General features: G+C 56.3%; 9 protein-coding genes. 6 read left to right on the forward strand and 3 right to left on the reverse strand.

Translation table 11 applies throughout. The features are described 5' to 3' along the window. Positions 1-238 precede the first annotated feature (238 nt). The 3 genes from HU749_RS11915 to HU749_RS11925 form a co-directional block, all read right to left on the reverse strand. Entirely contained in the window at positions 239-2,674 is a 2,436-nt protein-coding gene (locus HU749_RS11915) for a pyrroloquinoline quinone-dependent dehydrogenase (protein WP_186652241.1), read from the reverse strand. A 58-nt stretch (positions 2,675-2,732) separates the two neighbouring features. Next, positions 2,733-3,974, reverse strand: a complete 1,242-nt coding sequence (locus tag HU749_RS11920; protein WP_013692808.1) for an SMP-30/gluconolactonase/LRE family protein — start codon at positions 3,972-3,974, stop codon at positions 2,733-2,735. A gap of 143 nt (positions 3,975-4,117) precedes the next feature. Further along, on the reverse strand, positions 4,118-4,675 hold the full coding sequence (locus tag HU749_RS11925) for a hypothetical protein (RefSeq protein WP_013692809.1): 558 nt from the start codon (positions 4,673-4,675) through the stop codon (positions 4,118-4,120). A 555-nt stretch (positions 4,676-5,230) separates the two neighbouring features. On the opposite strand from HU749_RS11925, the gene HU749_RS11930 reads away from it, so the two are divergent. The 6 genes from HU749_RS11930 to HU749_RS11955 all read left to right on the forward strand — a co-directional run bounded on the left by HU749_RS11930 (position 5,231) and on the right by HU749_RS11955 (position 12,033). Then, positions 5,231-7,345 carry an acetate--CoA ligase family protein gene (locus tag HU749_RS11930; RefSeq protein ID WP_186652243.1) on the forward strand — a complete coding sequence of 705 codons (2,115 nt, stop codon included), beginning with the start codon at positions 5,231-5,233 and terminating at the stop codon, positions 7,343-7,345. 68 nt (positions 7,346-7,413) lie between these two features. Then, entirely contained in the window at positions 7,414-8,454 is a 1,041-nt protein-coding gene (locus HU749_RS11935; RefSeq protein WP_186652245.1) for a CDP-6-deoxy-delta-3,4-glucoseen reductase, read from the forward strand. A gap of 49 nt (positions 8,455-8,503) precedes the next feature. Then, a complete protein-coding gene (locus tag HU749_RS11940) occupies positions 8,504-9,241 on the forward strand; it encodes an enoyl-CoA hydratase/isomerase family protein (protein ID WP_041931140.1) in 738 nt (245 codons plus the stop codon). 63 nt (positions 9,242-9,304) lie between these two features. Beyond that, a complete protein-coding gene (locus HU749_RS11945) occupies positions 9,305-10,099 on the forward strand; it encodes an enoyl-CoA hydratase/isomerase family protein (protein ID WP_013692813.1) in 795 nt (264 codons plus the stop codon). A gap of 55 nt (positions 10,100-10,154) precedes the next feature. Further along, positions 10,155-11,087, forward strand: a complete 933-nt coding sequence (locus HU749_RS11950; protein ID WP_013692814.1) for a LysR family transcriptional regulator — start codon at positions 10,155-10,157, stop codon at positions 11,085-11,087. A gap of 193 nt (positions 11,088-11,280) precedes the next feature. Further along, the gene (locus HU749_RS11955; RefSeq protein WP_013692815.1) at positions 11,281-12,033 is read left to right on the forward strand and encodes an IclR family transcriptional regulator; all 753 of its coding nucleotides are present in this window, start codon (positions 11,281-11,283) and stop codon (positions 12,031-12,033) included. The last annotated feature ends 114 nt before the right edge of the window (positions 12,034-12,147 follow it).

Raw genomic sequence — 12,147 nt, forward strand, 5'->3', positions numbered from 1 at the left:
GGATTTAGAGGTGAGGGCTTCAGTTTTAGTGAAGGGTGATGTTTCTGTGCAGAGGGGTATGTGGCAGGAATTACCACGCTCCCAGAAATACAAAGCGCCCGATGCAAGTGCATCGGGCGCTTTGATATTGAAATGGATATAGCCCATTTCAAAGACAGGCAGATTTGCCCAATCCAAGACTTTGGAGACAGGTCACGATGGACTGGCTCCTTAGTCGATCAGCTATTGTCAGCAGCGATCACTTGCTGTCTGGAATTGCAAAGGCAACCAGCTTCGAACCAGGCTTCGTACGATAATGCGGACGCCCACCCTCGGCGACCACCACAAATTGCCTTCCGCTGACCGGACTGCGGTAGGTCATGGGCGTGGCATTGGCGCTGGTGGCCAGACGACTGCTCCACAGCTCCCGGCCGGTGGCTGCATCCAGGGCACGGAACGTATGCTCTGCTGCACCGCCGATAAATACCAGGCCGCCACGGGTCGTCACGGCGCCACCGGCGGTCGGTGTACCGATCGGGATGGAAACCAGGGTCGGCAGACCGAACGGACCAATGTCACGCGGTGAGCCGAATGGCTTGGACCAGATGAGCTTGCCACTGACAAGATCAACAGCGCCAATCAGGCCCCAAGGTGGCGCATTGCAAGGAATGCCAAGCTGCGAAAGGAAGTTGACCCGATAAGCGCCGTATGGCGTGTCAAGCATAGGCTGCTCTGCTTGTCCCCCTGCGTCCAGACCAGGTGCAATCTTGAAATTGCGTTGTGTTGCTTCTTCGCGTGTTACCAATTCGATTCGGTCAGGGACCTGAGTCCAGTTGACGATCATCAGCCCGCGATCAACGTCCAGCGAGATGCCATTCCAGTTCACACCACCCATTGAACCGGGATCGATCAAGACATTCTTGTCGAGCGTGATGGGCGTGAATTGGCCCTCGTAGCGCGATTGTTTGAACATGATCCGGCAAACCATTTGGTCGATCGGCGTCGCACCCCACATGTCTTTTTCGCGCAGTTGAGGCCCCCTGAAAGCAGGGAGCTCGACAGAGGCAGGTTGGGTAGGGGACAGCCATTCGCCTTTGGCAATGTCACGCTGAGGCACAGGCTGTTCTTCCACCGCCTTGATCGGTTCGCCAGTCTCGCGGTCGAGCACGAAAATTTCGCCGCGCTTGGTCGGTTGGATCAGTGCTGGCCGCATGCCCTTTGCGGTAGGCCAATTCAACAGAGTGGGCTGAGAAGCGACGTCATAATCCCAGATGTCGTGGTGCGTGGCCTGGAATTTCCAGCGCAGTCGACCCGTCTCCGCGTCGAGAGCGATCACCGCACTGGAGATATCCTCGTCATAGGGACGGCGCTGCCCACCGTAAGCATCAGGTGTCGCGTTGCCCACTGGCAAATAGACGAGACCGAGCTTCTCATCCGCGCTGATGGGGGCCCAGCTGTTGGGCGTGGAAGGCGTGTAATACTGCCCTTCAGGTGGCAGGCCGAGACGATTCGGCGCGCCGGCATCAAAGGCCCAGGCGAGTTCGCCTGTCACCGCATCAAACGCCCTGATGACGCCGGACGGACCACCCCAATATTGCCCGTCGGGAATGCCACCACCGACGACAATCTTGCCGCGGATAACTTGCGGTGCCGAGCTGACGTAGAACAAGCCATGTGGGTAAGGTGCGACGCCCTTTGTCAGATCGACCGCGCCGTTGTTACCAAACCCTGGGCAATATTCACCGGTTTTCGCATCCAGTGCCACCAGCGTGGGGTTGTGGCTGGGGGCGTAGATGCGCTCTGAGCAAAAACCATTGGCGTCGGGCACTTTGTAGTACGCCACACCCCGACAAGGTTTGCCCGACTGCGGTACGCCGTTGGAAATGTCGCGGCGCCACAATTCTTTGCCGGTTTCCGCATCGAATGCATGGATACCGTTATTGCCATCACACGCGTACAGGGAACTACCCATCATGATGGGGGTGCCTTCGATGGCGTTGAGATCGCCGTTCACCGGTGCCATGTCGGCTTCCCAGACTTTGACCAGCTTCGAGACGTTGGTTGTGTCAATGTCTGCTAGCGGACTGAAGCGGGTTCCACCCTGGTCGTTGCCGTAGGCTTGCCAGTCGGTACGTTCGTTGTTGGCCATTGATTCAGGCAGTTTCGCTGGCGCCTGCGATTGCAAGCCGCGTCTCAACATCGGAAAGTCCGGTGCGTCAGGTCCGAAAGCGTGACTGACGCTCCCCAAGGCGATTGCAGCGACCAGGCCGCCGGCAAACGATGGCCAGCCGCGCGGAAGCTTCCGGGTGTTCGGCGCAGGCGTGAGTCGGGTGAAATGCGGTAGCAGAAGAACTGCGCCGAGAACGAACGGACCAATGAGCCGGGGCGCCAGTTGCCAACCGTTAAAACCCACCTCCCACAAACTCCAGGCCGTGGTCCAGACCAGCATTGCGGCATAGACCCAAACCCCTCGCGCATCACCGCGCCAGAGAAATACACCGCTTGTGATGAAGGCCAGCCCGGTGATCAGGTAGTACGCAGAACCTGCGTCCGCAACCAAGATGACACCGCCAATGGAAAGGGCCAGGCCGAGTATCAGTAATACAATGGCAAAGATACGACATACCCATCGCGAAGCTTTTGTCGTATCGCGCTTGGCATTCAAAGAGTCAGGCTCTGCGCCAATAGGGGTCATAAGGGTTTCTCCATGTGATCAATAGGACACACGTGTTGGGAACAAGCATTGAGGCGGCTCATTTGAATGACGCCGGAGGCAAGCCATGGGTGAACACCTTGGCACTGAATATTGTCGCTCCTTGCCCCTTATCTCCATCACTGGTGACGGAGTACAAGGTGTTCGTATTGGGATCAATGGCGAGGCTAGTCGATAGCAGGTTGTGCCCTTGTTCGCGCCCCGGCAGCAGCACCTGACCAATCGGGATACCGATCTGGTTAAAGACCATTACACGACCTTGCCCATAGATCGCCACATAGACATTGCCATCGGCGTCGACCCGCATCGAATCGGGGGAGGGCCCCGTGAAACGGTAGGGGATGGACGAACTGATGGTGGCGATGGTAGTAGCGTTGGCCAGGTCGATGCGATGCAGAAGGTTGCGGCCAAATTCGGTTGCCCACAGCGTTTTTCCGTCTGGACTTAGCGTAACGCCGTTGGCCATCGAGAGATGCGGCAAGACGACAACGGGAGGCGAAAGATCGGGAGAAACGTAATAGATCCCGCCCTTTGGCTCGGTCGAGATACCTTTGAAATCACTGAAGTAGAAACCGCCCTGTTTGTTGAACGCCAAGTCATTGGGCATGAATCCGGCGTCTTGCGCGATGATGGTTTGCATTCCCGTGCCATCGGGTTTGACCGCGAAAATCGCGCCGAGGTTGCGGTTCAGATCGAGAGCCGCGATGAACAGACGTCCGTCGGGATGAAATGCCAGTCCGCCAGGGGAGAGGTTCTCTATCGTGGCTACGATTGAAAGCTGTTTGGTCGGCGAGAGGCGAAGTACGCGTTTACCCGAAACATCACAGAAAAGCAGGTTGCCCTCGCGGTCAAATATGGCGCCTTCCAGTATCCGTCCTTCGTTGGATGCTTTGAACCAGGTTTGAGCAGTAACCGTTGGAAGGCCTCGTTCCGATACCGGGATGGGTACTGGGCCTTGGGTCTGCTTGTCGTAGGCCAATGCTGAAGAGGGGGGGAGTGGCCCGGCGTATGCGCCTGTAGCGACGCTGGCGGCGCCAATGGCCAGACAGGCCAGCAGGCTGCGGAGCTGGAGTTTTTTGAGCGCTCCATGAACACTGGTGCTTTTTCTATCCGAATGTTTCCTACAGACATGAATGCTTGTCGTGTTTATCGCTGTGTGCGGTGCAGGCATGTCGAGTTGTGTCAGCGTGGGTAAAGCGGTCGTAGCGAATAGCCGGCTGGGGGGCGCGCCGGATATCGGCACGACCAGCCCTTTGAAATTGAACGTTACGCCAATGCTCATAACGAACTCCATTGTGCAAAGCCTTTTACTCCCCCTCAGGGGCGTAGACTTGTTTATTGTTTGATAGGGTGAAGCTGTATTTCTTACGCGTTAACGTTGGGCACACGACCAGCGAGTGTCAGTCCGCCGGAGGGGCCCCTACTTCAAATCTCTTCCCGGGGGTACTGGAGCACGAGGACCTCGGCACCTTGGTCGCCTGCTTGGATCTCGAACTTTTCCTCAGTTGATTCCACGACGATCATGGACCAGAGAGGAAGCTCCTCTTCGCCATGCAGCACGCTGCCGTTTCCGACGAAAACGTAATAACCCGATGCAATACCAGGGGGCGGACCGTCCACCTTCATACCAGCGCCCAATCGTAATACCTGAGCGCGCAGGCCATCTGCCTCATCTTCAAAAAGCAGTTCCCAACTCGCTTCTTCGCGGGCCTGCATCACAGGGGCAATGGAGAACTTGATGGGCTCGGACGTCAGGTGCCGGCGTTTGCTGGGACGCAGTTGTTCCCGGTAGCCAGGTTCACTCAAATAGACCGGTTGGGAGTTTCCGGTGTACATCCGCATGGCGACGAAGGACAGCCCTTGCGGGCCCGCCACGATCGGACCGTAAGCCGTGTGATGGTCTTTGAACTGGACGGTGAGCGGTTCCAGCACCTGACCGCGATTACCCAGTGTGCCACTGCCAGCGATGAACAACTGAAACATCGACACCCCGTGGAAATGGGGCACTACTGCTTCGTGTGCTCTGAGTTCAGACATTGTCGCCTGAGGGCCTGGGGCCCGCCCTTGAGAGCTCCGCGGGCCAAAGAAGGTCGTTCCCCAATGCTGGTTTCCGGTACCGGGCGAAACGATAACGCTCCGATTTGCAAGGGCGTCTGCCCCACTGCGCGTGTAAATCATCACCAATGCTCCTATTGAATCTGCATGTATGCAGGACAAATCAACCGTCCATACGAGGCCGTAGCGTGCCCTCGGTCGACGCAAAATCATACTAGCATGTGTTTTGATAATTAGCACAAGTTTCAATAGGTGAAACTTGTGAGTGGCAGATTCGTGCTGAGTTAGCGCCGGTGCAAGCTTGTGTAAGATGGTGTTTGTGGTTTCATTCATTGAAACCTATTCCAAAAATAATTGACTTTCGTCTGGCTGCGGACGACAGTGCACCGTGGCAGCTCTGCTTTTGGGGAGAGCAGAGAAACGACTGCATCTCTTTACCTCGTCTCCCGATTTTCGATAGCGATCAAGGGCTTCAGTACCGATATGAATAATTACAAAAACTTGCTTGAACCACGTTCGATTGCGGTTGTAGGCGTGTCGGAGGATGCGGGACGTCCCGGCTCTCAGGCCGTAAGAGCTCTGATGAGCAATGGATACACCGGCGCGATCTATCCGGTGAATCCCAAATACGAAACCTTTGAAGGTTTGAAGTGCTATGGGTCCGTTGCCGATATCGAAGGCGACGTCGACCTCGTGGTGGTTGGCGTTCCTGCGCAGGGCGTTTTAGCCGTGCTGGAATCGAGTGCGCAGAAGAAGGTTCCTTTTGCGGTGGTTCTGAGCGGTGGCTTTCGAGAGAGCGGTCCGGAAGGGATTCTCCGTGAGGAGAAAATGCTCGTGATTGCCCGGGCGGCGGGCATGCGTATTATCGGGCCCAACTGCCTCGGTTTCGCCAACATCCATTCTCGTGTCTACGCCGCATTCGGCAGCATTACGCGTGAACCGAAACTCGAGAAAGGGTCGGTATCGCTGGTGACGCAGAGTGGGGGATTCGGCTACAGCATCGCCCTTGCATGTGCCGAAGCCGGTATTGGTTTCCGGCATGTCATCGCGACGGGCAACGAAAGCGATGTCAACACGGTACAGCTCATTGAGGCGCTGCTTGATGATGACGAGACACACACCATCGTCGCCTATATCGAGGGAACCAATGACGGTCGTGCGCTGTTGGAAATCGGCCGCAAGGCTACGGCGCGCGGCAAGCCGATCCTGCTGTGGAAGGGGGGCGTCACCGAGCAGGGCGCACTAGCGGCCGCATCGCATACCGCCAGCATGACGGGTGTCTATGATTTCTATCGTGCCCTGTTCAAGCAAACGGGGATCGTCGAGATCAGAGAGATCCATGAAGCAGTGGATTTCCTCAAGGCATTGGAAAGCAAAAAATACCCGGACAATGGGGGTGTCGCGGTGATGGGGGTATCGGGCGGGTCTGCGATTGTATTCGCAGATGCGGGTGAGCCTGAAGGTCTGACCTTGTGTGAACTTGGTAACGATACCCAGCAAAAGCTGCTGGCGGTCGTACCTAACATCGGGGCCGTCCATAATCCAATCGACCTTACCGCAGGGTATTTTTCAGCGGCCAATGCGCAGAAGTTGGAAGCCGCTGTAAGCGCGACGCTTGAAGACCCTGCCGTAGGATCGCTTTGCATTAACCTGGCAACCACAGGCGCCTCTGGCAGCCTGGCGGCAGCCCAGGTATTGGCCCGAATTGCCGCGTCGGCGTCGAAGCCGATCCTGGTTTTTTCCTCAGCCCCCAGCGTTCAGGTTGCAGAGGCGCTGCGTGTATTCGCTGATGCGGGAATTCCGGTGTTGCCTTCGCCGTCGCGAGCCGCCAAAGCTATCGCAATGCTGATGCGATTCAAGCGGACTCAATCGCGCATTTTGCAGATGCAAGAGGATGAGGGGCTCAAAGTAGAGCGAGCTTCTGTACCGCTTAGCACCGCCGTTGGCAGTCGGGCATCGTTGTCCGAGGTCGAGTCCAAGGAAATGCTGCGTTCCATCGGTATCCCCGTCACAACCGACCTGATCGTGAAGGGTTTTGACGCTGCGCTGTTCGACAAAGTCAAAGCGCCCCTAGTCGTCAAGATTGTCTCTGCGGACATTGCGCACAAAACCGAAATAGGCGGCGTAAAGGTCGGCATTCGGACAGCCCAGGAACTGGAGTCAGCGATCGAGCAGGTGTTAGCCAACGCGCAACGGCATGTGCCTGCCGCCCACATTGAAGGTGTCCTCGTTTCCGAGATGGTGACAGGTGGCTTCGAACTGATTGCCGGGGTGGTCAAGGATCCTTCATTTGGCCCAGTGGTGGTAGTCGGCGCAGGTGGGATTTATGCGGAAGTACTGAAGGATTCCGCGTGTCGAATCGCCCCTTTCGGCGTGCCAACCGCTATGGAAATGCTCGATGAATTGCAATGCAGCGTGATCATGAACGGGGTTCGGGGCGCGCCTCCCCTTGACGTCGATGCTGTTGCCCGCGCGTTGGTGGCGTTATCGCAGTTTGCCTGGGAGCAGCGCAGCGATATAGCCGAAATCGACATCAATCCAATGTTTGTATTGCCGCACGGTGTGATTGCCGCGGACGCCTTGATTGTGCGCGGTTAATGAACCGCCCCCAAGCTTGTCGCGAGAAAGAGCAATGTACAAAACATTCTGTAAAGGGGTGAATCGCTATGAATGACAGTCTGTCCGCCACATTGACGCATCGGGTCAATGTGAAGCCTATCGACCGCACGTTCGAGGTGCAGCAAGACGATACGATACTTGCTGCCGCCCTCAAAAGCGGGTGTCAACTGCCCTACAGTTGTCAAAATGGCATCTGCGGAACCTGTCGGGCCAAAGTACTCGACGGGGTGGTCGATCATGCGGAGTCCAGCATGGCGATACTTTCCAGCGAGGACCGGCAGCAGGGATACGCGCTCCTGTGCCAGGCAAAGGCTTTAACCGCATTGACGATCGCCTGCGAGGTGGTGGAAGCAACACAAGACATCCCTATTCGACGGCTTGTTTCCCGTGTCGATCGTCTCGAGCGCCTGGCCGAGGATGTGATGAGAATTCGCCTGCGCCTCCCTGCCAAGGAGTCTTTCAGGTTTTTGCCTGGGCAATATATCAACGTCGTGATGCCAGGCGGTATTCGTCGCAGTTTGTCGCTGGCAAATGTGCCCGACGACAACGTGTTGGAATTGCATCTCAGGAATTACGGTGGCCCGTTTAGCCAACACGTTTTCAATGTCATGAAAGAAAACGACCTGGTGCGCCTTGAAGGCCCACTAGGTACTTTTTTTGTGCGTGAAGACAGTAGCAAACCAATGGTCTTCGTTGCCAGCGGCACAGGGTTCGCACCGATCAAAGCCATGATTGAGCGTGAACTTGAAAAAGCATCGAGTCGTGAAATAACTCTCTATTGGGGCGGGCGAAGGGCTTCGGATCTGTATTTGAGTTCCGTTGCCGAGGCTTGGACGAAAAGTCACAACGTCACGTTCATACCTGTCCTGTCAGAAGCGCACCCCGACGACCTATGGGAAGGTCGGGTCGGCTTTGTTCACCGTGCAGTCATGGAAGATTACGAGGATCTTTCCCAACATCAGGTCTATGCCTGTGGAGCGCCCGTCGTCGTGCAATCGGCAAGGCAGGATTTTGTGACATTACGCAACCTCCCCGAGGAAGAGTTTTTCGCGGACATGTTTGTGTCGGGACAAAAGACTCCCCAGTAGAACTCGTGTCGTGTGTCTCGATGAAATAACAACAAGCACGTAGAGGAAGATGTCCGTGGATGAACTAGCCAGCGAGTTGACGGTTGAGCGACATGAGTCGCTCCTGTGGATCACTCTTAATCGTGTCGCCAAGGCGAATGCGATGACGGTGGATATGATGGAGCGTGTGACGGCTGCACTGCAGGCGGCCACTGATGACCCGCAGATAAACGCGGTGATGTTGACCGGGTCTGGTGAGCGCGTGTTCTGCGCAGGGGTCGATATTCGTGAACAACCGGCGGACGGTGATACGGCACGCCAGCGTGAACGAAGGTCGTTAGCGTTGGCGGCGCTGCAGGACGCCGTGATGGACTGTCCCAAGCCAGTTGTCACAGTGCTCAATGGTACCGCGACGGGAGGTGGCGCGATGCTTGCGCTCTTGGCGGATGCCTGTGTCGCGGTCGATACCGCGAAACTGTCGCTGCCCGAAATTGATTTGGGTATCGCCACCTTCTCGGGTGCGAACATTTTAGAGGTCATCGGCGGACGCGCTTTGGCGCTTGATCTGATTCAGAGCGGCAGGGCGATGAAGGCTACCGAAGCATTGGCGAGAGGGCTGGTCCGCGAGGTAGCCCTGCGAGACGAACTCCATTTGAAAGCTTCGGCGCTGGGGCAGGCGTTGGGGGCAAAGAACCCGCGCACGTTTGCCGAAAACAAGCGGTGGCTCAATCGTTCGCTGAGAGCTGCATTGTTGCAGGCTCGGGACGAGCATGCACGACACCGTGCACTGGCTCAGGCCGAGCAATAGCGCAGCGGGCAACGAGTGTGGTTTTGCACGGGCGGCGTGTCCATATCGAACTGAGGGAATATGATGTCTGATCTAGAAGTCAGTACCGTTGGCCGGGTCATGGTAGCCAAGCTAAACCGGCCCGAAAAAAAGAACGCCTTGAGCGAGAGCATGCTGGATTCACTTCGCACTGCATTGCTGGCTGCCGATGAAAATGATGACATCGGTTGTTTCGTCATCACCGGTGCCGGTGATGCATTCTGCTCCGGAGGCGACCTGGGCCGTCGGGCCGCCGAAAGCGCAGAGGGGGATCCAACGCCGCTCGAGCGTAAAATCAGATTGCAAAAAGTCACCCACCAGGTGGCATTAGCGATCGAGAGCTTTGAAAAGCCACTCATTGCGGCGGTAAACGGCGCGGCGGTGGGGGCGGGCATGGATCTTTCGTTGCAGTGCGATATGCGTTTCGCATCAGAGTCGGCTCGATTTGCTGAGGCTTATATTCGTGTTGGCCTGATCCCTGGAAATGGCGGTTGCTATTTGCTGCCGCGCATAGTCGGTACCGCGAAAGCCCTGGAATTATTATGGACGGGCGATTTCGTCAGTGCTGAGGAGGCGTTGGCATTGGGCATCGTCAACCGAGTATTCAGTGATGACGAGCTCATGCAGCAAACGCTGGATTTTGCTACACGCCTGGCGGATGGCCCTCCCATCCAGCAACGCAGCATAAAGAAGCTGCTATACCAATCGCTGCGGACCGATTTACGGACGAGCTTGGAGTCGGTGGCTGCGCAGATGGCCGTGGTGCAATCCACGGATGATTACAAGGAGGCCATCAAAGCTTACAAGGAAAAAAGGAAACCGCGTTTTATCGGCAAATAGCGTGTCGTGCCTGGACCGACCGGTCCAGGCATCGTTGTGATAGTGGAGGTGTCCGATGGAACTGCGTCAACTGCGCTACTTTGTCCGGGTAGTTGAGTGTGGAAGCATGGGGCGAGCAGCGCTTGAACTCGATGTTGTCACCTCGGCCCTCAGTCAACAAATCAGTCGACTGGAGAATGAACTGTCCGTTCGGTTGCTGCTAAGAAAGAAGAGCGGCGTGCAGCCCACCAGCGCCGGATTGGCATTCTGGCATCGAGCACAACTGGTGTTGCGCAACGCAGAGGATGCGGCCCACGCGGCCAGGACTGGACGGTTCGCCGGGCATGTCACGGTGGGATTGGCTCCATCCACCTCAGGCGTCGTTGCACTGCCGTTCATGGAGGCGATGCGAGAGCGATACCCGGATATTTCCCTTCGTATTGTCGAGGCGTTATCGGGCAACCTGGAGCGGATGCTGAGTGCTAGACAGATCGATCTTGCGATATTGTTTGGCGCTGATCATGGGCGCAGATTCAGCACTCAACCGCTGGTAAATGAACGTCTTTTCGCTATTTCCGCAGCTGACTTTTCCCTGGTCCGCAAGAGTGAATCGCTGTCAATCAGTGAGCTTTCCAACGTCCCCCTTATATTGCCCGGCAGTACGCACGGCCTCAGGGCGCTGATAAACAATGCTTTTGAAAGAGAAGGCTGCACGATGAACGTCATCGCGGAAATCGACGGGCTTGCGATACTCATGGACGCGGTGGGGGCGGGCTTGGGGATGACGGTGCAACCTAGCGCGGCACTTGCAAGGCATGATAAAGACCGTTTCGATACGGTACCCATTTCCGAGTTCAATTTTACCCGCTTGAATCAAGTCGCCAGTTTGTCGGACGATGAGTTGTCGCCGGCGGGTTTGGCAGCACGTGTTGTTTTGGCTGACGTCGTTCGCACGTTGGTTTCGGATAAACGTTGGCTGGGCACGCAACTGGTAACGGTGCCCGACTGAACAAGGCGCGGTCGCCAGCCGTCTCGATGTGCCTCCGTTCTCGAGTTCGGTGGGTGGAACTGAAGTTGGCGAGTGAAATAGCGTCATGCTAGTATGTTATTTTGAGACTGATTCTCGTTTGTTGGCGAATGAAGCATTTCGTGTCGAGGAGGATCGTTACGATCAACGATTTTGATGGGGTTTTTCAAGAATGATGCGCTCTGTGCAACGTATCTTGGCAGTTTTCGAAAGCTTTAGTTCAGACCGCAGCAGCCTTACGCTTCAAGACATTGCAGACCGTATCGAGCTACCGAAGTCGACGACGTTTCGTATTGTCCAGAGTCTTGAAAAGGCTGGCTACCTGGTACGTCTTGAGCAGCAATATTGCTTGTCCTTCCGGTTCACGCGCTTGGCTGGCCTGGTAAAAAGTACCCTGGGTATTCGTGAGATCGCTCGACCTGTATTGCAAGAGCTCGCTGAGCAGACTGAAGAAACAGTCTCCATCCATGCGGTGAGTGATCGCAATCGAGTCTGTCTCGACTCGGTCACGACCAGCTCGGCACCGTTGCGCGCGGTGGTCCAGGCGGGTGAACAGATTCCCTTGTTGGTAGGGTCTGCTTCAAAGGTCTTGATGGCCTATATGCCCAAAGCCCAGCTCACCCCGTTAGTCAAAAATGTTGCCAAAGCGACGAAGCGCACCAATGGCGCGGTGCTTGAAGAGTTCGCCATGATCCGGGAGCAGGGTTATGCCGTTTCCCATGGCGAACGGCTGTTAGGCATCTCGGCGATCTCGGTACCCATCAAGGACGTCAATCAAGAAGTGCACTATTGCTTGTCGGTGGGGGCACCGACTGTCCGAATGAACATGAATGAAAAGGAGTTTATCGAGTTGGCAGTCAAAGGTGCCGAAGTCATATCGCGACAATTCGGTGGAGAGGTGGCCTTGCCCGCCCCTACATCCGACTGATGATGTGCGCCTGACCTCAAGCCTGGATGTCTTGACATTGGCTCATCGCGAGAACGAAACGCTCCGCTGGTCACTTCCATGCGAAGGGACCAGTTGGGACTTCCAGGCGAACGA

The sequence above is a fragment of the Pseudomonas ogarae genome, from assembly GCF_014268695.2.
Taxonomy (GTDB): Bacteria; Pseudomonadota; Gammaproteobacteria; order Pseudomonadales; family Pseudomonadaceae; genus Aquipseudomonas; species Aquipseudomonas kilonensis.

Coding starts and splice junctions, on each gene's coding strand:
- HU749_RS11915 (WP_186652241.1), bottom strand. CDS start 2,674: ATGACCCCTATTGGCGCAGAGCCTGACTCTTTGAATGCCAAGCGCGAT.
- HU749_RS11920 (WP_013692808.1), bottom strand. CDS start 3,974: ATGAGCATTGGCGTAACGTTCAATTTCAAAGGGCTGGTCGTGCCGATA.
- HU749_RS11925 (WP_013692809.1), bottom strand. CDS start 4,675: ATGTTTCAGTTGTTCATCGCTGGCAGTGGCACACTGGGTAATCGCGGT.
- HU749_RS11930 (WP_186652243.1), top strand. CDS start 5,231: ATGAATAATTACAAAAACTTGCTTGAACCACGTTCGATTGCGGTTGTA.
- HU749_RS11935 (WP_186652245.1), top strand. CDS start 7,414: ATGAATGACAGTCTGTCCGCCACATTGACGCATCGGGTCAATGTGAAG.
- HU749_RS11940 (WP_041931140.1), top strand. CDS start 8,504: ATGTCCGTGGATGAACTAGCCAGCGAGTTGACGGTTGAGCGACATGAG.
- HU749_RS11945 (WP_013692813.1), top strand. CDS start 9,305: ATGTCTGATCTAGAAGTCAGTACCGTTGGCCGGGTCATGGTAGCCAAG.
- HU749_RS11950 (WP_013692814.1), top strand. CDS start 10,155: ATGGAACTGCGTCAACTGCGCTACTTTGTCCGGGTAGTTGAGTGTGGA.
- HU749_RS11955 (WP_013692815.1), top strand. CDS start 11,281: ATGCGCTCTGTGCAACGTATCTTGGCAGTTTTCGAAAGCTTTAGTTCA.